The organism is Bradyrhizobium sp. 1 (assembly GCF_023073315.1).
Classification (GTDB): Bacteria; Pseudomonadota; Alphaproteobacteria; order Rhizobiales; family Xanthobacteraceae; genus Bradyrhizobium.
The window spans coordinates 65,360-89,668 of the sequence record NZ_JADPJH010000015.1 but is presented as its reverse complement, the minus strand read 5'-3'; the positions used below and the strand labels follow the sequence as shown (position 1 = coordinate 89,668).

25 protein-coding genes and 3 pseudogenes are annotated in these 24,309 nt (G+C 61.4%); 6 read left to right on the top strand and 22 right to left on the bottom strand.

Annotated elements, in window-relative coordinates; genetic code table 11:
* The coding region (locus IVB29_RS12150; RefSeq protein WP_346731281.1) for a saccharopine dehydrogenase C-terminal domain-containing protein at positions 1-449 on the top strand (449 nt) is incomplete at its 5' end.
* Between the two features lie 80 nt (positions 450-529).
* Here the strand turns inward: IVB29_RS12150 and IVB29_RS12145 are convergent.
* Genes IVB29_RS12145 through IVB29_RS12130 form a run of 4 tightly spaced genes read right to left on the bottom strand, consistent with a single transcriptional unit; the run spans position 530 to position 5,949 of the window.
* Positions 530-3,031 carry a hypothetical protein gene (locus tag IVB29_RS12145; RefSeq protein WP_247503605.1) on the bottom strand — a complete coding sequence of 834 codons (2,502 nt, stop codon included), beginning with the start codon at positions 3,029-3,031 and terminating at the stop codon, positions 530-532.
* A complete protein-coding gene (locus IVB29_RS12140) occupies positions 3,028-4,254 on the bottom strand; it encodes a hypothetical protein (RefSeq protein ID WP_247503604.1) in 1,227 nt (408 codons plus the stop codon). The genes IVB29_RS12145 and IVB29_RS12140 overlap by 4 nt, the downstream gene beginning before the upstream one ends.
* 60 nt (positions 4,255-4,314) lie before the next feature.
* A complete protein-coding gene (locus IVB29_RS12135; protein WP_247503603.1) occupies positions 4,315-5,637 on the bottom strand; it encodes a hypothetical protein in 1,323 nt (440 codons plus the stop codon).
* A gap of 18 nt (positions 5,638-5,655) precedes the next feature.
* Positions 5,656-5,949: a hypothetical protein gene (locus IVB29_RS12130; RefSeq protein WP_247503602.1), complete on the bottom strand. Its 294-nt coding sequence runs from the start codon at positions 5,947-5,949 to the stop codon at positions 5,656-5,658.
* A gap of 142 nt (positions 5,950-6,091) precedes the next feature.
* Here IVB29_RS12130 and IVB29_RS12125 point away from each other — a divergent pair.
* A pseudogene (locus tag IVB29_RS12125) lies at positions 6,092-6,751 on the top strand (saccharopine dehydrogenase C-terminal domain-containing protein); the annotation flags it as partial.
* Between the two features lie 178 nt (positions 6,752-6,929).
* Here IVB29_RS12125 and IVB29_RS12120 read toward each other — a convergent pair.
* The 11 genes from IVB29_RS12120 to IVB29_RS12070 all read right to left on the bottom strand — a co-directional run bounded on the left by IVB29_RS12120 (position 6,930) and on the right by IVB29_RS12070 (position 14,975).
* Positions 6,930-7,268 carry a hypothetical protein gene (locus IVB29_RS12120; protein ID WP_247503601.1) on the bottom strand — a complete coding sequence of 113 codons (339 nt, stop codon included), beginning with the start codon at positions 7,266-7,268 and terminating at the stop codon, positions 6,930-6,932.
* A 101-nt stretch (positions 7,269-7,369) separates the two neighbouring features.
* On the bottom strand, positions 7,370-8,086 hold the full coding sequence (locus tag IVB29_RS12115) for an MgtC/SapB family protein (RefSeq protein WP_247503600.1): 717 nt from the start codon (positions 8,084-8,086) through the stop codon (positions 7,370-7,372).
* 30 nt (positions 8,087-8,116) lie between these two features.
* Positions 8,117-9,136, bottom strand: a complete 1,020-nt coding sequence (locus IVB29_RS12110) for a WD40 repeat domain-containing protein (protein ID WP_247503623.1) — start codon at positions 9,134-9,136, stop codon at positions 8,117-8,119.
* 2 nt (positions 9,137-9,138) lie between these two features.
* Positions 9,139-10,179: a GTP-binding protein gene (locus tag IVB29_RS12105; RefSeq protein ID WP_247503599.1), complete on the bottom strand. Its 1,041-nt coding sequence runs from the start codon at positions 10,177-10,179 to the stop codon at positions 9,139-9,141.
* Positions 10,180-10,233: 54 nt separating this feature from the next.
* Positions 10,234-11,097, bottom strand: a complete 864-nt coding sequence (locus IVB29_RS12100) for a zinc ABC transporter substrate-binding protein (protein ID WP_247503598.1) — start codon at positions 11,095-11,097, stop codon at positions 10,234-10,236.
* A 2-nt stretch (positions 11,098-11,099) separates the two neighbouring features.
* Entirely contained in the window at positions 11,100-11,969 is an 870-nt protein-coding gene (locus IVB29_RS12095) for a metal ABC transporter permease (protein WP_247503597.1), read from the bottom strand.
* A gap of 6 nt (positions 11,970-11,975) precedes the next feature.
* Entirely contained in the window at positions 11,976-12,731 is a 756-nt protein-coding gene (locus IVB29_RS12090; protein WP_247503596.1) for an ABC transporter ATP-binding protein, read from the bottom strand.
* A 2-nt stretch (positions 12,732-12,733) separates the two neighbouring features.
* Positions 12,734-12,961 carry a hypothetical protein gene (locus tag IVB29_RS12085; protein ID WP_247503595.1) on the bottom strand — a complete coding sequence of 76 codons (228 nt, stop codon included), beginning with the start codon at positions 12,959-12,961 and terminating at the stop codon, positions 12,734-12,736.
* A 44-nt stretch (positions 12,962-13,005) separates the two neighbouring features.
* Positions 13,006-13,506 (bottom strand): hypothetical protein, encoded by a 501-nt coding sequence (locus IVB29_RS12080; protein WP_247503594.1) that lies wholly within the window; start codon positions 13,504-13,506, stop codon positions 13,006-13,008.
* Positions 13,503-14,114, bottom strand: a complete 612-nt coding sequence (locus tag IVB29_RS12075; RefSeq protein WP_247503593.1) for a permease — start codon at positions 14,112-14,114, stop codon at positions 13,503-13,505. The genes IVB29_RS12080 and IVB29_RS12075 overlap by 4 nt, the downstream gene beginning before the upstream one ends.
* 264 nt (positions 14,115-14,378) lie before the next feature.
* Positions 14,379-14,975 (bottom strand): superoxide dismutase, encoded by a 597-nt coding sequence (locus tag IVB29_RS12070; RefSeq protein WP_063985730.1) that lies wholly within the window; start codon positions 14,973-14,975, stop codon positions 14,379-14,381.
* 172 nt (positions 14,976-15,147) lie between these two features.
* On the opposite strand from IVB29_RS12070, the gene IVB29_RS12065 reads away from it, so the two are divergent.
* Complete coding sequence (locus IVB29_RS12065) at positions 15,148-15,648, top strand: hypothetical protein (RefSeq protein WP_247503592.1); 501 nt, start codon at positions 15,148-15,150, stop codon at positions 15,646-15,648.
* Between the two features lie 52 nt (positions 15,649-15,700).
* Here the strand turns inward: IVB29_RS12065 and IVB29_RS12060 are convergent.
* Positions 15,701-17,429, bottom strand: a pseudogene (locus IVB29_RS12060) (caspase family protein).
* Positions 17,430-17,536: 107 nt separating this feature from the next.
* Between IVB29_RS12060 and IVB29_RS12055 the strand changes: the two are divergent.
* Entirely contained in the window at positions 17,537-18,064 is a 528-nt protein-coding gene (locus IVB29_RS12055; protein WP_247503591.1) for a GNAT family N-acetyltransferase, read from the top strand.
* 56 nt (positions 18,065-18,120) lie between these two features.
* On the opposite strand, the gene IVB29_RS12050 is transcribed toward IVB29_RS12055, so the two are convergent.
* Positions 18,121-18,285 (bottom strand): hypothetical protein, encoded by a 165-nt coding sequence (locus IVB29_RS12050; protein ID WP_247503624.1) that lies wholly within the window; start codon positions 18,283-18,285, stop codon positions 18,121-18,123.
* Between IVB29_RS12050 and IVB29_RS12045 the strand changes: the two are divergent.
* Positions 18,215-19,532 (top strand): annotated as a pseudogene (locus IVB29_RS12045) (MATE family efflux transporter). The gene IVB29_RS12050 and the pseudogene IVB29_RS12045 overlap by 71 nt on opposite strands.
* Positions 19,533-19,640: 108 nt before the next feature.
* On the top strand, positions 19,641-20,075 hold the full coding sequence (locus IVB29_RS12040) for a DUF2147 domain-containing protein (protein WP_247503590.1): 435 nt from the start codon (positions 19,641-19,643) through the stop codon (positions 20,073-20,075).
* 131 nt (positions 20,076-20,206) lie between these two features.
* Here IVB29_RS12040 and IVB29_RS12035 read toward each other — a convergent pair whose 3' ends face one another.
* The 5 genes from IVB29_RS12035 to IVB29_RS12015 all read right to left on the bottom strand — a co-directional run bounded on the left by IVB29_RS12035 (position 20,207) and on the right by IVB29_RS12015 (position 24,222).
* On the bottom strand, positions 20,207-21,349 hold the full coding sequence (locus IVB29_RS12035) for a DUF3095 domain-containing protein (RefSeq protein ID WP_247503589.1): 1,143 nt from the start codon (positions 21,347-21,349) through the stop codon (positions 20,207-20,209).
* 207 nt (positions 21,350-21,556) lie between these two features.
* Positions 21,557-21,766: a hypothetical protein gene (locus tag IVB29_RS12030; protein WP_247503588.1), complete on the bottom strand. Its 210-nt coding sequence runs from the start codon at positions 21,764-21,766 to the stop codon at positions 21,557-21,559.
* Positions 21,767-21,892: 126 nt separating this feature from the next.
* Positions 21,893-22,615 (bottom strand): SDR family NAD(P)-dependent oxidoreductase, encoded by a 723-nt coding sequence (locus IVB29_RS12025; protein WP_247503587.1) that lies wholly within the window; start codon positions 22,613-22,615, stop codon positions 21,893-21,895.
* Positions 22,608-23,990, bottom strand: a complete 1,383-nt coding sequence (locus tag IVB29_RS12020) for a class I adenylate-forming enzyme family protein (RefSeq protein WP_247503586.1) — start codon at positions 23,988-23,990, stop codon at positions 22,608-22,610. Before IVB29_RS12020 ends, IVB29_RS12025 begins: the two co-directional genes overlap by 8 nt.
* Complete coding sequence (locus tag IVB29_RS12015) at positions 23,977-24,222, bottom strand: acyl carrier protein (protein ID WP_247503585.1); 246 nt, start codon at positions 24,220-24,222, stop codon at positions 23,977-23,979. The genes IVB29_RS12020 and IVB29_RS12015 overlap by 14 nt, the downstream gene beginning before the upstream one ends.
* Between the last annotated feature and the right edge of the window lie 87 nt (positions 24,223-24,309).

The window sequence follows — 24,309 nt, the reverse complement described above, 5'->3', positions numbered from 1 at the left end:
ACGATGCCGTGCTGTCGCTGCACGAAATGTTCGGCCGCGCCGCCAAGATGCAGGAGAAGCACCACATCCTCGACGAGAACGAGATCGTCGACGGTATCGACGAACTCGGCGTGCTGCTGTTCGGCCACGATAACAATGCCTATTGGTACGGTTCGCAACTCTCCATCGAGGAGACCCGCAGGCTCGCGCCCTATCAGAACGCCACCGGCCTGCAAGTGACCTCCGCCGTGCTCGGCGGCATGGTGTGGGCGCTGGAGAACCCCAGGGAAGGCATCGTCGAAGCCGACGAGATGGATTTCGATCGCCTGCTGGAAATCCAGCTGCCGTATCTCGGCCCGGTGAAGGGTTTCTACACCGACTGGACCCCGCTGACGGATCGCCCGGGACTGTTTCCGGAGGACATCGACACCAGCGATCCCTGGCAGTTCAGGAATGTTCTGGTGCGGTGAGGGCAAAACTGAAAGCGCAGATCGGCGTAGCATCCCGGATGTTGTCCGACACGCACGTCATTACTGAGCATTCGTGAGCATCAGGGGTTAACACCGCCAATGTGGCGAATGTAACGATTCAGGATACTCGCATCCAACGATGTGAGCGTCTCTTCACGCCGCGAAAGCATATCTTTGCAGCGCGAAATTATGGCATTGCGAGATTTTGGGGAATGCAAATCACCTTCAACATATAGGAAGTTGTAGATCTCCCACTCAACGGTCAAATGCTCAGGGAAGCTCTTCAACTTGGCCGGAAGATATTTCAGAACAAGATCCATAATTTTATTTGGCACGTACTCTTTATAAAACCCCTCTAAGCGGAAGAACAATACCGCGCTGAGCAAATTGACATTGGCTTGAAAGAATAGTGTCCACGCCAAAAGTTCGTTTTCCGATTCTGGAGCTTCGCTGCTTGCTATTATTTCTGGAAAGTGCGTCTCCAAATCGCTGATGGCACGCCTTAGGTGTTCAGTTGCCTTGGACGGCAAACGTTGCCAATCCTGCCTATCCAACAATTCATACTGCTTGCATACGTGCTCAACTTGAATTGCCGTCAAGTAGAGAGTGCCCAATTCGGCGTTAGCTCGCGCTGCACCAAACACGTCGAATCTCTGTACCGCATCGTCGATAGCCAAAAGTGCGGTTCTCTCTGCTGACTTAAACGTGTCGCGAACATGCTTTTTTCCAACCAGAACCTTCTGATCGGCTTCATCAATCATACACAGTTCAAAACGTTTGCAGACGGCAACTAGATATTCAATTTCGCGAACAGCAGGCTGGAAGGTAACATAGGTGTCAGAGTTAACTCCTGCAGCTACGCGGATCGTCCTCCTTAGGCGATCTAACGATCGCTCTCCAAACTCGCGAGCTAACGACCACTCGCTAGCGAGATAAGCTACAATTGCTGCAACGATAGCATTATCGGTGAACCGCCCTTCTCTTACCACGAGACGCGCACGTCGCGCCCCGTCGTCGTGGTCCACCGACTTCATTAGACTGAGAACAGCCGACTCAACGCTTGATTGCGGATTGGATCTGAGATCGCTCATCCGAAACAACCGCGGTCCACGGGCTTCAGCTTCGGTTTGCGATTTTTGCCTGCTGTCGATAAGCCAACTGAGACACCACTCGATATGATGCCTCTCTAAAACATCCAACTGCTCCCGCTGGAAATCATCGAAGGCTTCGGCCAATTCAACAGCGCGAAAGCGCTCAAGCTGCCGGAGTCCGTCTGCAAGCGGACCGATCTCCTCTTTGTATCTCCGAGCGAGCAACTCAACATTGAGGCCAATTGAGTTTCCTGACAACCTATCCCAGGCACTCCGAACTTCGTCGATATCGCCCTCCACGTCAGGCGGCACACGTAGATCGAATTTTTTGACTAGAGTATCACGCCATACCAATTGTAAGCGAGACCTCCAGTCTGCTTCGTCGAGATCCCTTGCATCCAGAAAGTCGTCTCTAAGGTAATTTGCGATAATTTCGGTCAACTCATATAACGATTTAGTGGGAAGCCCCATTCCATCAATTATACCATTGATCGACGCCAGCAACTCATTGGTAACATCGCTCTTGCGCAACAGATTTGGCATTTCTTGAAAGTTGAGCGCCGGATGAAACTGCACCGGCCGTCGAAGCAGAGTATCTTGAAACCTCTTGTGCATAGCGCGATAAGCGACTGCATGATGTATCTTGTCGTCGTCGGTCACGAAGACAAAGCGAACTGGAACACGACGCTCCTGCAACTGGCTATTGATTTGAACGAGCTGCGACAGAACTCGCGCATCTCTTTTGAGGTTGTCGTGTAGTGGCGGCTCGGACTGCCCCCTCTCACTCCTCACGCCACTTCGATGCAAGCGGAATTTATCAGCTGACTGAAATAAAGACAGAGCATCGCACCATTTTTCGTACTCGAGTCGCTCGACCTGTAGCCACTTGCGATCCAGGTGAGGCGCCAACCTCAGCGGGCGCACCAAATCGTTTCGAAGAAGCCTTGTGTATTGCAGGGCAAATGCTACTGACTGGAACTCCGCGACAGCGTCAGGAATTCTGCTCTCAAATTCGCGGCGCAAGTTATCACTGGACTCAGTGAGCAACTTGTTTCGAAGATCCGAAATGGAGGCGATCGCATTTTCTAGCGCCTTAGCACGCTCGATTCCCACTGCTTGCGGAGCCAACGATTCGTCGCGCAACTTCGAGATATATCGATCAACCTCTAAAACGTGCTCTTCGGCGACAAAGACGGGATAGCGCGCCTGGCGAGAAAGCTGTCTTGAGAAAATATACTCGGCGGTGATTACAGCTGCGGAAAAGGCAAGATTCGGCTTCTCCTGCCCGAGGATTTCTTTGAAGGGAATTACATTTTGCCAATTTGAATAAGGGCTCAGAAAGAGGTGAATTATATTTGCATCGACGATGTATACTAACTGATGATGAGACCTTGAATCACTTATATTTTGTTCTACCGATAGTCGGAGCTGCACCAATTCACTAAGGTATCGAACAAATCTTGAGCTTTCTCCAAACATGGTGGCGGTCATCCTTCGCTACGCAAAGCTCCGAATACTCGCTGGAAGGACGGAGGAGAAATCGGCGCCTTATCAGCGTGAAGACGGAAATAAGGATCAATAAAATCTTCGTCGCCGTCGGGTTGCGCCTCCGGCAGAAAAATGTCCGTGCACTTTGCAACCAGCTCTACGTCGCCAGCATACTGTTGCAAGAATATTAGGGCTTGACGGCGCAACACTGGAGACGAGGTCCGCAGGAAGAGATCCGCAACGCGCACATGGAATCCAGACAGCACGGAGAGCACGGCGTTTTTTGCCACCCCAGCCAAGCACTGCGCGACAACAGGATGCCATACCGCCGCGGTATATCCGCGTTCAATAATTTTTCCGAACGACTCAATTAGCCTCGTCTCAATATCGTCCCACGATGGACCTCTATCTAGCTCCGATTTGCCGCTATAGTGACTCGCCGCGTCAAAGATCCATCCATCGATAACTGTGTCTTGTCCATTGCCTTGCTGTCCTCTTGCGGCCATCAGACCTCCAAAAAAGCACAGCTCGGCCGGCTGCCCCACTGCATCAACTTCGACGTGATATTTTGCCGCCCGAGTCAGCAAATCACGGTGCTCCCTTGGAACGCGTTGCAGATCGGCGGCGCTGGCCTCAAGCATTATTCTCAGCCGCTCTTCCTCAGGAGACTGAGATTTGATGGCGGCCGCTCTGATTACCTGGTGCTCAATGCGCGCCAGCTCGTTCTGCAGTGCGCCACTTACCCCACCGCGCCCTGCCTCCAGTCGCCGCTGCAAGACTATTCGAGTTTGCTCCAGCAACCGGGCTGCTTCCGCAACGAGTCGACCGCGCCTGCCCGAATCGAATTCCTTTTCGGCAGCAGCAGCCAACCTACCTGCGGCGTCAACCAAGGCCATTCGATCAAGAGGAACAATTTTGTCAGTCGGGGGCTGCGCGAGGGAGCCTTCCGCGGCAACAACAGACGCTCGGACGATTGGGACCATATCCGCCGCCAGCCTAAATATCTTCTTCGGCTGCCCTGGTCGACCATTTGGAGCCACACCAACCTGCTCAAGAAGAAGAACTCCCTCCTTCTTCCAGTGGGACAGCTGAGAGCCAAGAGTTCGAGCCGAGATACCAGCAATGGCTGCCAATTTTGCCAAAGTAAACCGATCTATCAGCTGCATCGCCTTCAAGGCGCGCAACTGCTCGATCGTGCTGACACGTATGTTGGACGGTTCGGACACTTGCCCCCCGGATCCTTGCATCCAAAAGTAGAATAACATAATATTATTGAGTATACAATCTTATTCCATCCGCACGCCGCATTCTGATTTAGCTAATTCTATCAATGGATTGACTGAAAATGGGTCGCTACCTTGCCTCACATCCAGCAGGCATTCGAGCGTCCGCCCAAGAAGATCCTTGCTCCAATAGGCAGACTTGAGGTCCGGCCAATCGAGCACGTCCTCGATCGCATACTGATCTCTCACGATGCCCAGCAATTCGATCACATCTTGCCTCTCGACCTCAGATAGGGAAGCAACGTTCAACGCGAGCACGGTCTCATGCGTCCAAAATTTCGCGTCAGCCACTTTCGATCTAGATAAGTGCGAAAACAATCCACCAACCACATACTGACCAATCATGAATAGGGTTTCGTAAGCACTGCGGCCGAGGCCCACATCGGCCGACCAACACCCCTGCGCCCCACTTTCTTCAGCTAGCTCGTCCCGCTGTGAATGGAATCGCCGAATTTGCGGAATCGCACGGAAGCTCAACGCGGTACTGGGAAAGAACTTTCGTTTTCTCAGAGCAGAGGTCAATTCTTGCCAAATCACATGATCGACAAGCCCCTCCGCGAATGCGACCCAGGATCTAGGAGGCTTAGGTTGCTGGCCTCGCAACCATTCCTGCACTACGTGTACAGCCAACTCGTGGGCTAGCACATAAGCGATCGAGAAATACGTATAGGGATTGATTTCAAGTATAGGCAGACCAATTGATATCGAAGCGCCGCGGCTCTTTGAGTCGGACTCCCCTTCGACAAAGGTAGTTTCCCCGGACAGAGGAGGAGTGCTGGTTTCGAAGCGCACTGCCAGCACCACATCAAACTCGATGTCGGGTAGATACTTCTTATAGAGCTCCTCTGTAAAAGCCACAGCAGCTTGGGTCAAAGCGAAGAGCGACTGAGTGCAAGTTGGCTGCATCGCCCGGTCGAAATGCCCTGGCAGAACAATCCCGCAGCATGAATCGTCGAACTTGCAATCGTGACAAAACTTGCTCGCCGCATCGTTCCGACACTCCGCCAGCGCACTCTCCAGAAATTTGGCCGGCCTCTGAAGAAGATAGGATCTCCGCTCCTCTATGGCCCTAGCCATCACATCTATCGTTGCCCCGAGATGACGTTGTATCCAAGCCTCATCGCCCCCCCCTGAACTCGCCGCCTGAAGCATTACGCCTTCTCGAGCTTCACCATAACCTTTCTCGAGAACAGAACTTATGTTCTCCATGTCCTTGTACGACAGGCGCGCCTCCTTGGCTGGCTCGACATAGAGAACTAACATCTCTTGTGCGAGAAAGCGCATTCGGGCTTCGCGACGAAATACAGAGAAGTTGACGGTAAACATTGGCGCTCGGCCGAAGCTTTAACTTCTCTTTTTCGGTGGCTTGGACTTCAGCCAACTTTCGAGAGATGGCCAAATTTTTTCCCAAGCGCTATCGACAGCTTTTTTGGCAGCTGCCGAGACGACGGCAATAACTATTACTTCGACGATCCCTGTTCCGTGCCCGCGCCGCGAAATCGTAAAGTCTTCTTCGTGGACGCCTTCCAGCGGTACACTCCGAGATCGGAGTTTTGTGATAATTTCCTTCAGCTCGCGCTCGACGTCAGCGGGAGTAAATTCAGTTTCAAATTCCGTTATGACATGATCTTTCGACATCTCGCTGGATCCCGCAATTGCCTCAATAAAAATTGCTCAAATTTGCCGATGAGAAGGGCAATACCACCTATGGTCGGGCAATGTATTTCATGCTACTTCTATTCACAAGCGATTTGAATGGAACGCGATCGTTAGGTTGCATACCCACGAAGCCGGCTGCGGCGCTGCGATCTATCTGATGCAGCCTGGCGCCAACACGCGCGTGCGCACCTGGTGCCCGACCCGCGGCGCGGAATACGGCTTCCTCGTCACCCACAACGAGTCGATCTCGATCTCCGATTATTTCACGGTGCGTGACGGATCGGGCAAGGCGGTCTACCGGCCGACCTGCCACTATGCCTATCATCCGGCCGACGATGCCGTGCTGTCGCTGCACGAAATGTTCGGCCGCGCCGCCAAAATGCAGGAGAAGCACCACATCCTCGACGAGAACGAGATTGTCGACGGTATCGACGAGCTCGGCGTGCTGCTGTTCGGCCACGACAACAATGCCTATTGGTACGGCTCGCAGCTCTCCATCGAGGAGACCCGCAGGCTCGCGCCCTATCAGAACGCCACCGGCCTGCAAGTGACCTCCGCCGTGCTCGGCGGCATGGTGTGGGCGCTGGAGAACCCCAGGGAAGGCATCGTCGAAGCCGACGAGATGGATTTCGATCGCCTGCTGGAAATCCAGCTGCCGTATCTCGGCCCGGTGAAGGGTTTCTACACCGACTGGACCCCGCTGACGGATCGCCCGGGACTGTTTCCGGAGGACATCGACACCAGCGATCCCTGGCAGTTCCGGAACGTGCTGGTGCGTTGAGGCGGACTCTCTTCGCTCGTCATTCCGCGGCGGCGCGTTCCTCACAATCCACTGTCATGCCCCGCGAAGGCGGGGCTTTCAGTACGCCGCGGCCTCTTCGTATCCACGCACGGCCTCTGCAATACTGGATCGTCCGCCTTCGCGGACGATGACAGCGAGGGCGTGGCCGCCACCTGAACTATTTCTCCTTGAGCGGCGGCGCGATCTTCTCGGCAGGCGCCGGAGGCAATGCTGATTTAGCCGCACCCGCCGCTCCCTGCGTCTGCGAATCGGGGCGCGCGGGCTCTGGCGCCGGCGTGGTCGGCCGGTCGCCGCCGGGCTTGGCGTCCGCGGGAGTTTTGCTCTGATCGTCGGACGGGGTGCCCTGGAGCGGCTGGGTTGCCTGCGCCAGCTCCATCCGGCTCTCGGCTCGGATCTGGGCGAGCGACATCACCGACACCAAGACGCCTGCCGCGAACAGCGAACAGGCAATGGTCAAATCGAGCTTCAGTCTACGCTTGTCATCTTGGCCGGGCATATCGATCACCGCCTTTGTCCGCGAGATCAACGAACTTGCCCGGCTGCGGTTCCGTGCCGGACGAGGCGGGAACCGCACCTTCGCGTGCCAAAACGCCGCGCTCAGTCCGAGGTGCTGACTTCCCACGTCGCATGGCGCACGCCCGGCAGGTGCTGGAGATCGGTCGCCACCGCGTTCAGCTCGTTCGGATCGACCGCGGTCGCAACCAGCTTTGCGACGATTTCGATCAAATCGTCCCCGGTCTCCACCACATCGATATCGGCCACCGGATATTTCGCGGCCTCCAGCTTCTCAACGAGCCGGTCGCGCATGTCGGGCAAGGCGTCGGCCGCGACCGCGAGCTTGAAGTAATAGGTCGCCTCCGAGGTCTTCTCATTCAGCGGGATGCGGTTGATGGCATTGACGAGCGGGCGCAGCAGCGTGTTGCCGGCGATGACGAACACGGTCAGCGCCACCGCCTGCGCGACCATGTCGGCGCCGGCGCAGGAGCCGACCGCGGCCGAGGCCCACAGCGTCGCCGCGGTGTTGAGCCCGCGCACGTCCATGCCCTGCTTCATGATGACGCCGGCGCCGAGGAAGCCGATGCCGGAGACGACGTAGGAGATCACCCGCACCGCGCCATCGGAGCCCGTCAGATGCATGGCGAGATCGACGAAGGCGGCGGCACCGACCGCGACCAGCACATTGGTGCGCAGGCCCGCGGTGCGCTGGCGGTACTGCCGCTCGGCGCCGATCAGCGTGCCCAGCACAAAGGCCGTGAACAGGCTGACCAGCGTGTCGGCGAAATCAGCAATCTGGAAGGTCGTCAGAAACCGCATGAGACCCTATACGGCCGGAACGATGACAGATTAAAGCTCCAGCAGGCCGCCGTCCCCATTTTCGTCCGCAAACGCCAGCAGCGTGCCCTTGGCGTTCCAGGCAAGCGCTGCCACGGGCGGCGTGCCGTTGCGGCGAACGAGAATCTCCGCGCCGTCTTCAAGACGCACCATCAGCACGGTGCCGTCGCTGTAGCCGGCGGCGAAGATGTCGTTCTTCGGATGGCAGGCGACGACCGAGACGCGGGCTTGGAGCGGCGCGAGCATCGCGGGCTCCTTGCCCATCGGGCCGTCCTTGCTGGCGAACGGCCATATGATGACGGTGTCGGCGCCCGAGGTCGCCAGTCCCTTGCCGCCCACGCTCCAGGACATCGAACGGACGCGGCCGGGATAGCCGGTCATGCGCATGTGCCTGTTGTCGGCGAGCCGCCAGCCGTGCAGCGCCGACTCATGCATCGTTGTGACCAGGAATTTGTTGTCCGGGCTGAAGGTGACGCCGAGATGCGAGCCGGCCCAGGGCAGGAATTCGGCCGATCCCTCCATGTTGGGAAACCACAGCGTCGCGCCGTTGTAATGGGCGATCGCGAGCCGCAGGCCCTTCGGCGCGAACGCGAGCCCGCCGACCGTCGAGGGCACCTCGAGCGACTTCTCCTCGTTCTTGCCGCTCTTGACGGTCGCAATCTTGCCGGCCGACCAGGCATAGGCACCGTCGGGATGCAGCGCCACCGCATCGATCCAGCGCCGCTTCGGATCGGTGGCGAGCAGCGTCACCTCGCCCTTGGCGTCGAGCGACACGACCTTGCCGTCGTCGCCGCCCATGACGAGGCGCTTGCCGTCGGAAGCCGTCGAGAGAATGCCGCCGCTGTGCGCGGCGACGGTGCTGATCTCGCCCTCGGCATCGACAAACGCGACGTTCTCCTCAGCGCCGACGAAGGCGGCGCGGGGCCCGAGGAAATGCACCGAGGTCACGCCCATGCCGAGCGTAACAGGCTTGACGCGGTCGGTGACGGAGACGATCGAGGCTGAATCCGGAGCCGGCGTGAACTCTTTCATCATCACGAGACGATGCAGCTTTCGAAGCCCGTGCGAATGAGCTCTTCAGGCAATTCGCGGCCGATGAACACGAGGCGGCTCTGGCGCGGCTCGCCGTCCTTCCACTTCCGCTGGTGGTTGCCCTCCAGCATCATGTGGACGCCCTGGAAGACGTAGCGGTCGTCGTCGTCGTGGAAGGCGAGGATACCCTTGGAGCGCAGGATCTTGCCGCCCTCGACCTGCACCAGATTCTGGAGCCATGGCATGAACAAATTGGGATCGAGCGGCTTGTCGGTCTTGAGCGAGAGCGACTGCATGTCCTCGTCGTGATAGTGCTTCAGGCCGTGGCCGTGATCATGGTGATGATGATCGTGGCCATGATGATCATGGTCGTGGTCATGATCATCGGCATTCAGGAAATCAGGCTCGATGTCGAGAATGCGGTCGAGGTCGAACGCGCCGCGATCGAGCACGTCGGCCAGCGCCACCGAGCAGCGCTCGGTGCGGTGGAGTTTCGCATAGGGGTTGATGGCACGGATGCGGGCCTCGACCTCGGCAAGCTCTCCCTTGGTGACGAGATCGGTCTTGTTCAGCACGATGACGTCGGCAAAGGCGATCTGGTTCTTGGCCTCGGGCGCGTCCTTGAGCCGGTCGGACAGCCATTTGGCATCGGCGACCGTGACTACCGCGTCAAGCCGCGCATTCTTCTGCACGTCCTCGTCGACGAAGAAGGTCTGGGCGACCGGCGCCGGATCGGCAAGGCCGGTGGTCTCGACGATGATGGCGTCGAACTTGCCCTTGCGCTTCATCAGGCCGTCCATGATGCGGACGAGGTCGCCGCGCACGGTGCAGCAGATGCAGCCATTGTTCATCTCGAACACTTCCTCATCGGCGCCGATGATAAGGTCGTTGTCGATGCCGATCTCGCCGAATTCGTTGACGATGACGGCGTATTTCTTGCCGTGGTTCTCCGACAGGATGCGGTTCAACAATGTGGTCTTGCCGGCACCGAGATAGCCGGTCAGGACGGTCACGGGAATTTTTGAGGAGGTCGCTTCAGACATAACAACTCCGGGTCGGGCTTTTCCGCGCGACACACGGCGGGGTGGCCCCCTGCCCTAGTGGTCAAGCGCGCTGGTCAGGGCCTTTATATTGTGCCTGACCATATCAATGTAAGTGGGTGCAAGCCCCTTTTCGCCGGTCAAACCGTCCGAAATCAGGGTCCCGCCGACCTTTGCGCCCGTCTCGGCCGCGATCCGCCGGATCAGCCGGTCGTCGCTGATATTCTCCAGAAATACCGCGGGGATTTTTTGGTCCCTGATTTGGCCGATGATACCAGCGATGTCCCGGGCGCTGGGCTCGGTTTCGGTGGAGACGCCCAGGGGGGCCACGAACTGGACGCCGTATTCGGCGGCGAAATAGCCGAAGGCATCGTGGGTCGAGATCACCTTGCGCCGCTCGGCCGGGATTTTGGCGACGGACTCGCGAACCTCCCGGTCGAGGACTTCGAGCTGTTCCAGATAGGCTTTTGCCCGGGTGCGGAAGAAGTCCGCATCATCAGGATCGGCCGCGGCCAGCGCATTGGCGATGTCGGTCACGTAGATTTTGGCGTTGGGGACGGATTGCCAGGCATGGGGGTCGGCGGCCGAGCCGAGCTTCAGGGGCGCAATGCCGGCGCTCGCTGTGACCACCTGCGCCTTGGCGCCGGAAGACTGCACGAGGCGCGGCAGCCAGCCCTCCAGCCCGAGCCCATTGACGATAACCAGCTTTGCATCCGTGATCCGCTTCGCATCACTTGGCGCCGGCGTGTAGACATGCACGTCGCTGTCAGGGCCGACCAGCGTCGTGATGTTGACCCGATCTCCTCCGACGGCGCGGACGAAATCGCCGAGGATCGAGAAGCTCGCGACGACATTGAGCCGCTCCGCCGCGTGCAGCGGCGAGGCGATCAGCAGAAGCACGCAAAGCAGGAGACGCCGCATCGTCACGCTTCCAGATGCCGACCGGGAAACAGCTGCCGGACGATACCGCCGACGCGGCCGAACAGGACGGAGACGATATAGAGCACCGTTGCCACGAGAATGATCGCAGGGCCCGACGGCACGCGGGTCTGAAACGACACCACGAGGCCGGCATAACCGGAGACTGCGGCCGCGACCACCGCGATGCAGATCATCACGGTGAGATCGCGCGACCAGAACCGCGCAATGCCGGCCGGCAGGATCATCAATCCCACCGCCAGCAACGTGCCGAGCGCCTGAAAGCCGTTGACGAGGTTGATGACGACGAGCGCGAGGAAAGCGAGATGCGCGGGTCCCCCGGCGCGGCTCACAGTGCGCAGAAACAAGGGATCGACGCTCTCGATCACCAGCGGGCGGTAGATCACTGCTAGCACCAGCAGCGTCACCGTAGCGTTGAAGGCCACCACCAGCAGCGTCTGGTCGTCCATCGCGAGGATGTTGCCGAACAACACGTGCAGCAGGTCGATATTGGTGCCCTTGATCGAGACGATGGTGACGCCGAGCGCCAGCGAGGCCAGATAGAAGGTCGCCAGCGAGGCGTCCTCCTTGAGCCCTGTCGAGCGCGCCACCACGCCGGCGAGGATCGCGACCGCAAAGCCCGCGATCAGACCGCCGGCGGTCATCGCAAACAGATTGAGGCCGGAGAGCAGGAAGCCAACAGCCGCGCCGGGCAGGATCGCATGCGCCATGGCATCGCCGACGAGGCTCATTCGCCGCAGCATCAGAAACACGCCGATCGGCGCGCCGGCGAGCGACAGCGCGATCACGGCGGCCAGCGCCCGCCGCATGAACTCGAATTCGGTGAACGGACCGATCAGCGCGTCATAGAGCATCTGCGATCACGCCGCCCGCGAACGGGCATTATCGGCCGCGCAGGCCGTGGCGCTGTCGTCGAAAGCCTCGCACATCCGCATCGCGACCAACAGATTTTCCGGCGTCAGCACCTCCGCCGTCGGCCCCCAGGCCACGGGGCCGCGCGCCAGCACCAGCGTCTCGCTGAAATGGTTGCGCACCATCTCCATGTCGTGAAGTGCTGCGAGCACCGTACGGCCCTCGCCGTGCCAGTGCTTCACCAGCGCGAGCAGGTCAGTCGTGGTCTTGGTGTCGATGGCGTTGAAGGGCTCGTCGAGCACGATCAGGCGCGCATCCTGGAGCAGCACGCGCGCGAACAACACGCGCTGCATCTGACCGCCCGAGAGCGTGCCGATGGGCCGGTTCTCAAAACCATTGAGACCCACGGACGCAATCGCACGGAGAATCTTTTCGCGCGCGGCCTTGCCGATACCGCCGAACAAGCCGGTGCCACGCCACAGCCCGGTGCCGACGAAGTCGTACACCGAGATTGGGAAGGTCCGGTCGATCTCCGCGCTCTGCGGCAGATAGGCGATATCCCGGCTGTCGAGACCGCCGAGATGAATGCTGCCGTCGAGCGGCCGGAGGATGCCGACGATGCCGCGCAGCAGCGTCGACTTGCCGGCGCCATTCGGACCGATCACCGCGACCAGCGCGCCGGGCGCGACCTCGCCGTTGAGATGGTGCACGGCCGGGTGGCGGTCGTAGCCCAGCGTGACATTGTGAAAGTGAACCGCCGCCATGGTCACCTCATCGCCAGGAAGACCACGCCCCAGAGCACGGCGCAGACGGCAACAGCGGCCACAAGGCGGCCAGCCATGGTCATGCGCAGGATCGACCATGGCGCGTCCTGGGCCGGATGCGGCGAGGCTGCATCGTGCACATGAGCGTGGGTGTGGTCGTGTCCATGCGAGTGGTCGTGGGAATGACCATGGGAGTGGTCGTGATGGGTGTGGGACGCGGCGGGAACCATGCCAAAGACGTTATATTATAACATTACCTCTGTCCACGGCCGGCTCAGGGCTTGCCGATCACCATCGCGATGGCCGCGGCCACGAATGGGAACGGCACCGATACGGCACAGCGGAACCAGACAAAACGGGCCGGCATGAACGGGATTTCCCACAAAATCACCCGCTGGAAGGCGAACAGGGCCCAGGCGACGACATAGGCGACCACCTGCGGCACCCCGCCGCCGGACTTCAGGGCCACGGTGCCGATGGAGAAGCCGATCACCGGGCCGCCCGGCGTCGCGGCACCGGCGATTACGGCGGTCGCAACCCCAAGCCAGCCGCTGTCCGGGCCAAGCCAGCCGGTGATCACCTCCTGCGGGATGATCGCGGCGATATAGCCGGAGCCGATCACGCCGAGCGCGATCCGCGGCACGATGTTGATGAAGTCCATCGAGCCTTCGCGCAGCGAGGCCTTGAAGACCGGAGGGCCGCGGCGGAAAGCGATCAGGCCGACGCCGAACACCGAGCCCCACAGCAGGATGTCGATCAGAAGCGCGGCGCTCAAGTCTCGTCGTCCTTCGCGGCGGGCGTTGGATAGACCCGGACATAGATGAAGCGGCCGAGTGCGCCGGCAAGCACCGGCAGCGGCAGCGAGATCAAAATCCGCCACAGCGTGAAGTCGGTGCCCATGATCGGGATTTCCCAGGCGACCGCCCGGCCATAGCCGATCAGGGTCCAGCTCACGACCATCGCAATGGTGGCGCCGAAATCGGCCCCGACCGCGAGCAGTGCGCTCGCCACCGGATAGGCGGTGAAGGGGCCGCCCGGCAGGATCGCGCCGAAAGCAGTGCCGATCAGAAGCCCCTTCAGGCCGGACTTCGGCCCGAGGGCGCGCGAGACTTTTTCGTGCGGCAGGATTTCGGAGATGAAGGCGCCGAGCAGGCAGCCGGCCAGCACGCGCGGCAGGATGCCGCCGAACAGCGAGAGATCGTGGGTGAGAATCTCGAGGACACCGTCGGTGCCGTCACGTCGCCAGACCAGACCCGCGCTCACCGCCACCAGCGCGGCAATCATGATGGTCGACCAGCCGATCGGCTTGCGGACACGCCCCGGCCGCGGCTCGGACTCCGCGTCCTCGGCATGCGCCGGATTGTTCGGGGAAGGTTCTGACAATTTCCGTGGGTCGGCTGGAAGGGAGGCCCTTTCTGATTAAGGGCGGCGCCCAGATGATGCAAACGGAACGATCACAGGCCGATACGCGCACTGCGCAGGACTCATTCGGTGAATTCCGCGCAGCAAAGAGGCGGCCGCAAACGCGGCCGCCTCTTCTGTCATTCCGGGGCGGCGCGTTAGCGCCGAGCCCGGAATCCATCGGGCGTCAGCCCGAGTGGATAAATGGATTCCGGGCTCGCGCTTCGCGCGCCCCGGAATGACGCCTTACGCCTTGTCGAACAGCGACTCGACGTATTCCCAGTTCACGAGGTTCTCGACGAACGCCTTGAGATAGTCGGGACGGCGGTTGCGGTAGTCGATGTAGTAGGAGTGCTCCCAGACGTCGACACCGAGGATCGGGGTGGCGCCGTGCACCAGCGGATTCTCGCCGTTCGGGGTCTTGGCGATTTCGAGCTTGCCGTTCTTGACCTGGAGCCAAGCCCAGCCGGAGCCGAACTGGCCGACGCCGGCCGCCTGGAAGTCGGTCTTGAACTTCTCGAAGCCACCGAGGTCTTCGTTGATCTTCTTCTCGAGCTTGCCCGGCAGCTTGGTGCCGCCGCCATTGGGCTTCATCCAGCTCCAGAAGTGGATGTGGTTGTAGTGCTGGCCGGCGTTGTTGAACACCGCGGGGTTCTTGCCGAACGAGCCCTTGACGATCTCCTCAAGGGACTTGCCTTCCCATTCGGTGCCCTTGAGCGCGTTGTTGCCGTTGGTGACGTAGGCCTGATGATGCTTGTCGTGGTGGAATTCCAGCGTTTCCTTCGACATGAATTGCCCGAGGGCGTCATAGGCGTAAGGAAGGGGGGGCAGCGTGAATGTCATGGGTTTCTGTCCGCAACTGTGGGAGACGAGACTTAACGAGGCCCCTTATAGAAGGTTCCCGATCGGGAAAACACTGGCATTTTCGAACCTCGACGCAATCCGTCAGACGAATAGATTGCTGATGGTCGTTTTGACGAAATAGTCTTCTAGATGAAATGCTTAAGGATGCATCATGAAAACGAGAACCGCCTTTGCAATCGCGGCGACGCTGGCCAGCGTGCTGACAATTTCCGGTGAAGCTTCCGCCCAGTCCCTTCGCGCGAAGTTTGTCTTCGAGGGGCTCGCCGACTGCACCAATCCCTCCGTCCACAATTTCCCCATCCGCGGTGAGGGCACGGGTGAGCTCTCGACCGACCGCAGCGCCAAGCTTGACCTCTCCTCGAACGTCGAGGGGCAGGTGCAGATCAATACCAAGCTTGGAGCCAAGGCCTCCGAAGCGCCCGGCGGGACGGCCTCGCTGCGTGTTGCAGGACGGCACACGCTTCGGGCCGTGCGCGACTATCCAAACAACAGCATCATCATCGACCTCACCGTCACCGGCAATTCCTGCCGCATGAAGGTCGCGAACGTGCTCAAGCGCGGCAAGAGCCAGTATACCTTCTATACCCTGACCGGCGGCTTTGCGTATTGTTCGGCGCCCCGGATCACCAAGGCCGAATGCAGCGGCTACTAGCGCATATGCAAAAATGCGCAGCTGAGCTCGGTGCCACACAGTGGCGCTGGGTTCACTCGCAGAACGACGTACCGTTATAGACGAAGCACTTGCCGCCACGCCGGGCCGTTGCCGGCGCACGGCGCTCACGAACCTGTTCGCGTTCGGGACGTTTCTGGCAGCTTCCATTTGCGCCCAACACATAACCATCGTCGCAGGTGATCTTCACGCAAATATCACCGCTGGCACGATAGCCGCGATCGCAGTCAAGCGGGCACACCCGCTGTTGCCTGGCGCGGACCGCATCCAGCGCATCGAGGCTGGCCACTTTCACGTCGAATTTGGTGCCGGCATTCTCGTTGAATTGCGACAGTGCCTTGCGGGCCGGAGCGTTCCATTCGCTATCGATCTCGCCGGCCATGCAGCCGGCCCTTTTCAATTCGGCTTTCAACAGCCGTGGCAGATCCGGCGGAATCTGCCGGACAGGCGCCGCATCGGAGGGCGTGGTGACCGCAACTTTCGTCTCGGCCGCTCGCGCGGCAGACGCAGCATCGGCGCCCGGTTTCGGCGGATCGGCCGTGGCAACATTGATTTGCTGCTGCCTCTTTGCGTTCTCGGCGGCGATGCGTTGCTGCTCGGCGATCCGGTTCTGCTCGGCCTGCTTTGCTGCTTCGCCCGCTGCGACCCGCGCTTCCTCGGCCCGCTTTTTGTCCTCGGCCGCGCGTCGTGCGGCGTCCGCCGCTTTTGACTGCTCGGCAGCACGCCCCTGCTCCTCAGCCTTTGCGCCGGCAGCAGCGAGTCTTGCCCTCTCTTCGGCAGCAACGCGCGCCCTCTCCGTCGCAACCGCGCGTTCCGTCTCGGCGATCAGCTTGTTCCGCTGCGCCTTGGCGAGATCCGTGTAGAAGCCAGCCGGATGGGCCGTGATGAATGAACTCCACGCCTCTACAGTGCCGACACGTTCGGCCAACTCATAGTCCCTGCGCATCGCAGCGTTTAGATCACTCACCACTGCCGGAGAAACCGGAGAGGCGGCCGGAGCGGGGACCAGCGACACGTCATTGCCGCCGAGCGAGTTGGTCGTATACGGCTCCTGCTGGTTGCCGGTTTCGCTCATCACATCATCGCGGACATAACCAAAGGCCTTGCGGATATCGAGGCCCGGTTGGGTCAGATGTTTCAGGACCGCTGTCGTGAACGGGCTATGATTGCCGTCGCCGTCGGAAGCGGTCGATCCCTCTTTCGCGGCGAAAGCAATGAACGTGTTCGGCCGATTGGCTTCAACGCCGATCAGCCCGCGGCTGATGGCGCGCGAGGCCAGGGTCCGCTTCATCTTCTTCGCAAACGGATTGTCACGGCAAGCGTCAAGAATGACGAGGCGCAACTTGGTCGCCGCCTCTGTTGCCATCAATACGCGGTTTAGAGAGACGGCTTCGTCGTCTACGTCGGCATCGCGCTCCAGCACCGCATCGACCGGAACCAGATAGTTGGTTCCATCTATCTCCAGACCATGGCCGGCGAAATAGATCACGGCGATGTCTGCGCCGAGCTTGGTCGGTGAATTCGCGAAGCGCCCGGCGCATGTCGAGCGACTTCAGGTCGTGTCGCGATATCACCACGTCGAAATTCGCCTTGGTGAACAGGTCGGCGATGGCCGCGGCATCATTGGCGGGGTTTGGCAGTTGCGCGACGTTCTGGTAGGTGGAATTGCCGACAACCAGCGCCACGCGCTTGCCGGCCACAGCCGGGCCATTGGCAAAACAGCATGCAAATGCGATAGCAAGCAAAGCGGCGAGCCGGTGCATAAAATTCCCGGATTTCTGTCGCGAAATCATACCAGTTGGATATATGACGGCAAGGTGGCCAGCTCCTCTGTGCGGTGGGTCACTACAGCGGCAGAAAAATTCAACCCATGAGTATCGAGATCGACATCCTGAACGGCGACGCCTCATGGCGGATCGCGGAGCCGCTGCATCGGGCGGTCTGGGGGCCGCAACAGGTTGCGGACAAGCCCTGGGCGAACGTCAAATGGGCCAATGCCGATTTGCGCGTGCTGATCGAGACCCCCGAGGATGGCCTCGTCTGCCATGTCGGCGTCTACTTCCGCACCGTCATCTGGAATGGGCAGAAGATCCATGCCGGCGGCATCGGCGGCGTCTGCACGCGGGAGGATCAGCGCGGCCGCGGCTACGCGACCATGGCGATCGACGCGGCGGTGCACACCATGCGCGCCAACGAGGCGGTTCGCTTCGCGCTGCTGTTTTGCGAGCCGCACAATTTTGGGTTCTACGAGGCGCGGAGTTGGCTATCCTTCAAGGGCGAGGTCTATTGCGAGCAGCCGGAGGGGCGGATCCAATTCACCCACATGGCGCCCTATGTCTTCAACATCGTCCGCGCACCGACGCTGGGCACCATCGACCTCTGCGGCCTGCCCTGGTGAGCCCTGCGTGACGACAGGCTGGCGCGGGCGCAGACCGCCCGGTAATATGTCGATCATCATCCAATATTCCGCCCGGTGGACATGACGATCGACGCTCCGATAGACACCGTGCCGCCGCGCGCACCGGTCGCCTCCCCCATGGCCAGCCTGTTGACGGCGCCGATCCTGCCGACGCTGCTGCGGCTCGCGATTCCCAACATGATCGCGATGGTGGGCAGCACGCTGGTTGCGATTGCCGAGACCTCCTATATCGGCCGGCTCGGCACCATTCCGCTGGCGGCGATCGCGCTGGTGTTTCCGTTCGCGATGCTGACGCAGATGATGAGTGCGGGCGCGATGGGCGGCGGTGTCTCCTCGGCCATCAGCCGCGCGCTCGGCGCGGGGAATCGCGACCGCGCCGCGACGCTGGCGGTTCATGCCGCGATCATCGGCCTCTGCGGCGGGCTGTTCTTCACGGTGATGATGCTCGGCTTCGGCCGCGCGTTCTTCACGCTGCTTGGCGGCCGTGAGCGCGTGCTCGAGGAAGCCTGTGGCTATTCGCAGATGCTGTTCTCCGGCGCGGTCGCGATCTGGCTCGTTAACACGCTGGCTTCCGTGATCCGCGGCACCGGCGACATGCGCCTGCCGTCGATGATTCTGATCGGGACCAGCGTGATCCAGATTGCGCTCGGCGGCACCCTGGGGCTCGGCCCTATTCGGCGTGACACAATTCGGCATGCCCGGTGTCGCCGCCGGCCAGCTGATCGCATTCAGCTGCGCTGCGATCTTCTTTCTCTGGTATCTGCTCTCTGGGCGCAGCCGGCTGCCGCTGAATATCCGCGCGTTTCATTTCGAACGGGCGATGTTCCTGGATATTCTCAAAGTGGGCGCGGTCGCCTGCCTGTCGCCACTCCAGACCGTGCTCACCATTTTGATCTTCACAAAAATCCTGGCGACTTTCGGCACCGAGATGCTGGCCGGCTACGGCATCGGCTCGCGGCTGGAATTCTTGCTGATCCCGATCACCTTCGCCTTCGGTATCGCCTCGGTGCCGATGGTCGGCATGGCGATGGGCGCCGGCCAGATCAAGCGCGCACGGCGCGTCGCCTGGAGCGCAGCCGCGGCTTCGGGACTCACCGTCGGCCTGATCGGGCTCGTCATCGCGCTCGATCCCGCCTTGTGGACGTCGCTCTTCACCAACGATCCCGGCGTCACCGCCGCCGCGCACAGCTATTTCCATTGGGCTGGCCCGGCCTTCGTGTTCTTCGGCATGGGCGTATCACTGTATTTTTCCTCGCAGGGCGCGGCGCGCGTCGGCGGTCCGGTGCTCGCCTCCACCGCACGGCTGCTGATCGTCGCAATCGGCGGCGTCGGCCTCATGATGGCGCAGGCGCCGCCCTGGACGTTGTTTGCGCTGGTCGGGGGCGCCATGGTCGTGTTCGGACTCTCGACCGCGGCCTCGGTCGCCCTGGTACGCTGGGGCAAATGAGCGCAGGCGAATAAGCGCAGGCAAATAAGCTCAGAAATGTGATTCCATCAGGCGTTGCACTCGCCCGATTTGCTGCTATGGAGGCGCCTCCATTCCGGGGCTCTCTCCATGACATTCAGATTCGCCGTTCTCATCGTCATTCTGGCTGCACTGTTCGGCACGGCTTCCGCCCAAGCGCAGAGCGCCGACGGGACCTGGCTGACCCAGGCCGGCGATGCCCGCGTCAAGATCGGCAAATGCGGCGGCGGCATCTGCGGCAACATCGTCTGGCTGCGCGAGCCCTATGACACCGCGACCGGCCAACCCGCCACCGACAGTAAGAATCCCAATCCCGCGCTCGCCAAACGGTCGATGATCGGCCTGCCGCTGTTCAGCGGCATGCAGCCGTCGGGGCCGAACAAATGGTCGGGCCAGATCTACAATGCCGATGACGGCAGCACCTATGCCAGCAGCGTCAGCGTGACAGGTGCGGATTCGCTACGGGTCGAAGGCTGCGTCGGCGCGCTCTGCGGCGGCGAGACCTGGACCCGCGCGGGGCGTTGAGTGGTCGCCGTGTCCCGGACGCGATGCAGCGCGCAGCGCCGCTTCGCAGAGCCGGGACCCACGCTGCGATCGGCCCCGGCTCAGCAGCGCATCATTGCATGCTGCGCTGTGTCCGAGGCACGAGGGAGGTGTCACGCCATCATCGCCTTCAGCGCCGTCGCCGCCGAGGCATAGCCGCCCCGCGCGCCGTCGATGAAATGCACATGGTCGCTGCTCAGCGCCGAGGGCGTGAAGCAGGTCATCATTGCCGCGTCCTGCGGGTAGAGGCCGTAGCGCACGATGCCGTCGCGCGCGGCGGCCGCAAGACGATCGCTGAGGGCGCGCTCGAGCTGCGGGGTGCAGTCGAGGATCATGCGCAGGCCATCGTCATATTTGCGGAAGTCCGAGTTCTCGACCACTTGGCGCTTGTAGACATCAGGCACGAAGCCGCCGATGTTGAGATTGAAACGCATGATCAGGTAGACGAACAGCGTGTAGGCCAGCACGCGGGCGCGGCGCGCGATCAGCGGGCCACCACGCTTGGTGCGAGCTTCATAATCCAGCCCCTGCGGCGGCCATTGCAGCGGCGGCCCCTGCGGCGGCACCGGGCGGCCGCCATCGGGACTACGCTCGACAAGGTGAATGATGTCCTCGATCACCTTGCGGAAAGCCGATGGATCGGCACCGTGCACCGGCATCACCAGCACCGACAGGATCAGGCCGCGCGCGGCCGGCATCACCTCGAAGCGGCAGGACAGGCCGGAAAGATCGGGCTGCGTGCCGTCGGGTGCCTCGTTGATTGCGAACTCGCTGCGCTTCATTGCGGCGTCGGCCCAGGCGAGCCCGCCGCCGGAGAACATCGCATAGGACAGATTCGCCGACGGACCGAAACGCGCGACGCGCACGTCGAGCCCTTGCGAGCGGATGGCGCTGACCGGCACCAGCGCGACGCGCATCTTCAGGTCGAGATCCTCCCGCACCCAGGTCGCGGTCGCAGCCAGCGCGTCGCGCGCGCGGTCGAGGTCATCGGGCGCAACAGCAAAACTGGCACCATCACCACCAAACACGAAGGGGAATTCGCGCCCCTCCAATGCATTCGTCACCGCCGCGATCACGGCCGCGCCGGCCATGTTGACCGCCTTGTAGCGCTGCGCCGCGATCGCCTTGGTGGAATCGACGATGTCGGCGACGCCAATGCTCCAATCGTCCGGCAGCGGCGCATAGAGCGCTGGGTCCATCAGGCTGGTGAAGCCGCGGAAGACGGGAATGCTGCCGTAGAAGGATTCGGCGGTCATTGCGGGAGCCGGTCGGGTTTCAGATGAGACGAGATACGCGGCGGGACCAGTTTGGGTTCGCCGGCCGGCGCACCCGAAAAGGCAGCGCATCATTGGCTGAAACGAGCCCGACAACAAGATGCCGGTTCACGCCAGCAGTAAACAATCAACTACGATAGCTGATCGCGGCGGGGCCAGCCTCGCGATGGTTTGGGAAGCGAATATCTGCTAATGCACCTTTTCACCTTCGCGCTTGCGCAGCGCGGATGCAGGCGCGTCGTGGCAGCCGACCAGCCGCACGAATTGCTGCGGATACATCTCGTGACCATGATCGCCGGAATTTTGATGCGCCATCGGCGGGCAGCGGACGTCATCAGGCTTCGCGCGCGACGGCTCGGTGCGGCCTTGATTTGAAGCGGTCATGTTTGATGTGCCCATCGACTGCTCCCTTTTGGTTAGGGCAGATCGATTGACATAACCCAATCGATTGCGGGGCATCTTACGACCAAATCCGGCTTGATGTCATTGCGCCGAATCAACTCAATTGTGGCGGCGGAGTTCCGTTTACGCCGTGTTGCCAGCGTCGATCGTGAACACAGTCCCGGTCACGTTGCGGCCGCCGTCGCCGAGCAGATATTCCACCATGCGCGCGACGTCTTCGGTCTCCGGCAGGCGACGTAGCGCGCTGCGGCCGGCAATGCGTTTGCGGCTCTCGTCCGAGAGATTATGCGTGAGCTCGGTGTCGATGAAACCGGGCGAGATCGCATTCACGGTGATGCCGAGCTTGCCGACCTCGCGCGCCAGCGAGCGGGTAAAGCCGGTGGCCGCCGCCTTGGTCGCGCCATACACCGAGAGGCCGTTATAGCCGGTGGTCGCGATGATCGAGGAGATGTTGATGATGCGGCCGGTTCCATCTGCCATCATCTGCCGCGCCACATATTTGGTGAGGATGATCGGCGACAGCACGTTGAGCTGCACCAGCGCCTCGATCTCCGAATTGTGCATGGTGGCAAGCAGGCCCTCGGTGCCGAGGCCCGCATTGTTGACGAGGCCGTAGATCGGACCGAATTCATCGCGCACGAGTTTGGCGTAGGCCGGGATCGCATCGATCACGGCAAGATCGCAGGCACGGAAATGCAGGCGGCCCTCGGAGACGGCGATCGCGGCCTTGAGCTCGTCGCTTTCGCGCCGCGCTGCTGCGATCACATTGTAGCCGGCATCAACCAGCCTCTTGCCGATCGCTAGCCCAATACCGCGGCTGCCGCCGGTGACGAGAACATTATGCATCGGTGCGCGCCAGTTTGCCGGCCGGAGTGACGTCGAGCGCCTCGACGAAGCGGATCACCGCCGGCACCTTGTGGGACGCGAGCTGCGCCCGGCACTGATCCAGGATCTGCTCGCGGATCTCCTTCACCCGCGCCTGATCGGTGCCGTCGGCCAGGATCACGTCGGCGACGACGATGCCGCCGGTGATCGGGCTCTTCCGCGATTTGGCCCGCGACATCCGCACATCGGGATGGCGGTTGATCACCGCCTCGATCTCCTCGGGATGAACCTTCAGCCCGCCGATATTGATGATGCCGCCGCGGCGGCCGACAAAATAGTAGCGGTCGCCGCGCAGCTCGACGATGTCGCCGCTGTCGACGAACCCGTCGCCGTCGGTGAGCGCGGCGGCGTTGCGACCGATATAGGCGTGCGCCGTGCGCGTCGAACGGATGCGCAGCGAGCCGTCCAAGACCTTCATCTCAACGCCGTTGCGATTGCCGAGATAATTCGCCGGAAAGCCTTCGAGCCCATCATTGACGGCGAAGCCGACGCCGGCCTCGGTCGAGGCATAGGCATGGCCGACGGAGGAGTGGGGAAATGCCGCCCTCAAGCCGTCAAGCACCGCCTGGTCGGCGATCTCGCCGGAGAGGCGGACGTAACCTGGTTTGAATTGTGCGGCCGAGCCGCTCATCAGCAGCTTGCGCCAGTGCGAGGGCGTCCCGGAGATGTGGGAGACGCCGCGCGCATTCAGCCGTGCAACGTGATCGCCGAGCGCCTCATACGGATCGGACAGCACCATGGAGCCGCCGGAGAGAACAGCCCGGAGGAAGATCTGGAGGCCGCCATAGCGGCGAATATCGTAGAATGTCGCCCATACCGGCGCCGGCCGGCGCGCGGGGCCCTCGGCGACGATCGCGCCGGTCAGCGCCTCCAGTGTATGGCCGACGATCTTCGGCACGCCCGATGTGCCCGAAGTGAGCATCAGCCATTCGGTGGCACGCTCGGTCCGAACAGGTACGGTCGCTTGAAGCGGCAATCGGGCGGTGACGACAAGCGATACGCCGGTATCAGCCCAGCGATCCGGCTCGTCGGTGACGACGGCATCGATCCCGGCATCCGCGATCAACGCGTCGAGATGCGTGGGATTGAGATCCGGCGGACACAGCAGCATGCGACGGGCGATGCCGTCGAGCTCGATCATGGCAAGACCCGACCGGAGCTGGTCGGACAATTTGAGCAGCACGGCGCGGCCCGACAGCTCGCGCAGGCGGCCGCCCAGAACCGTATGCGACAGGATATCGGTCAGCGACACGACATCGTGCGCATCCGACAGCGTGCGGCCGGTCAGCTCCGCGCCGAGATGGTCACGGAGCGCGAAGATCTCACGCGGGGACATTTTCGTAGGCCCGCACGAAGTCGCCCACGGTGGCGGGGAACGCGACGTCCTCGGAAATGGTGAAAGGGTCGACGCCGGTCTCGTCCTCGAGGCGCGCGACCAGGATTGCGAAGGCAAGCGAGTCGAAGCCCGTCTCGTGCAGCGACAGATCGTCCGAGATTGCGGGAAGCGTGACGTGCTGTTCCTTGGCGATCTGCTGGATCGCTTCGATGACCTTGGACCGTACCGACATGTCTGGCTCGCTCTTGTTATCGATATTTCGTGTGACGGCGGCTCTTGATGACCGCCTCCCCATGGACCGTTGTTTACCGGACAGAAG

What these genes read in the sequence shown, in the direction of transcription:
- IVB29_RS12115 (WP_247503600.1), bottom strand. Translation starts at nt 8,086, where the DNA reads ATGCGGTTTCTGACGACCTTCCAGATTGCTGATTTCGCCGACACGCTG.
- IVB29_RS12025 (WP_247503587.1), bottom strand. Translation starts at nt 22,615, where the DNA reads ATGCATAATGTTCTCGTCACCGGCGGCAGCCGCGGTATTGGGCTAGCG.
- IVB29_RS12100 (WP_247503598.1), bottom strand. Translation starts at nt 11,097, where the DNA reads ATGCGGCGTCTCCTGCTTTGCGTGCTTCTGCTGATCGCCTCGCCGCTG.
- IVB29_RS12095 (WP_247503597.1), bottom strand. Translation starts at nt 11,969, where the DNA reads ATGCTCTATGACGCGCTGATCGGTCCGTTCACCGAATTCGAGTTCATG.
- IVB29_RS12020 (WP_247503586.1), bottom strand. Translation starts at nt 23,990, where the DNA reads ATGTCCCCGCGTGAGATCTTCGCGCTCCGTGACCATCTCGGCGCGGAG.
- IVB29_RS12130 (WP_247503602.1), bottom strand. Translation starts at nt 5,949, where the DNA reads ATGTCGAAAGATCATGTCATAACGGAATTTGAAACTGAATTTACTCCC.
- IVB29_RS12085 (WP_247503595.1), bottom strand. Translation starts at nt 12,961, where the DNA reads ATGGTTCCCGCCGCGTCCCACACCCATCACGACCACTCCCATGGTCAT.
- IVB29_RS12040 (WP_247503590.1), top strand. Translation starts at nt 19,641, where the DNA reads ATGACATTCAGATTCGCCGTTCTCATCGTCATTCTGGCTGCACTGTTC.
- IVB29_RS12030 (WP_247503588.1), bottom strand. Translation starts at nt 21,766, where the DNA reads ATGGGCACATCAAACATGACCGCTTCAAATCAAGGCCGCACCGAGCCG.
- IVB29_RS12105 (WP_247503599.1), bottom strand. Translation starts at nt 10,179, where the DNA reads ATGTCTGAAGCGACCTCCTCAAAAATTCCCGTGACCGTCCTGACCGGC.
- IVB29_RS12070 (WP_063985730.1), bottom strand. Translation starts at nt 14,975, where the DNA reads ATGACATTCACGCTGCCCCCCCTTCCTTACGCCTATGACGCCCTCGGG.
- IVB29_RS12145 (WP_247503605.1), bottom strand. Translation starts at nt 3,031, where the DNA reads ATGACCGCCACCATGTTTGGAGAAAGCTCAAGATTTGTTCGATACCTT.
- IVB29_RS12135 (WP_247503603.1), bottom strand. Translation starts at nt 5,637, where the DNA reads ATGTTTACCGTCAACTTCTCTGTATTTCGTCGCGAAGCCCGAATGCGC.
- IVB29_RS12120 (WP_247503601.1), bottom strand. Translation starts at nt 7,268, where the DNA reads ATGCCCGGCCAAGATGACAAGCGTAGACTGAAGCTCGATTTGACCATT.
- IVB29_RS12090 (WP_247503596.1), bottom strand. Translation starts at nt 12,731, where the DNA reads ATGGCGGCGGTTCACTTTCACAATGTCACGCTGGGCTACGACCGCCAC.
- IVB29_RS12015 (WP_247503585.1), bottom strand. Translation starts at nt 24,222, where the DNA reads ATGTCGGTACGGTCCAAGGTCATCGAAGCGATCCAGCAGATCGCCAAG.
- IVB29_RS12065 (WP_247503592.1), top strand. Translation starts at nt 15,148, where the DNA reads ATGAAAACGAGAACCGCCTTTGCAATCGCGGCGACGCTGGCCAGCGTG.
- IVB29_RS12055 (WP_247503591.1), top strand. Translation starts at nt 17,537, where the DNA reads ATGAGTATCGAGATCGACATCCTGAACGGCGACGCCTCATGGCGGATC.
- IVB29_RS12035 (WP_247503589.1), bottom strand. Translation starts at nt 21,349, where the DNA reads ATGACCGCCGAATCCTTCTACGGCAGCATTCCCGTCTTCCGCGGCTTC.
- IVB29_RS12110 (WP_247503623.1), bottom strand. Translation starts at nt 9,136, where the DNA reads ATGAAAGAGTTCACGCCGGCTCCGGATTCAGCCTCGATCGTCTCCGTC.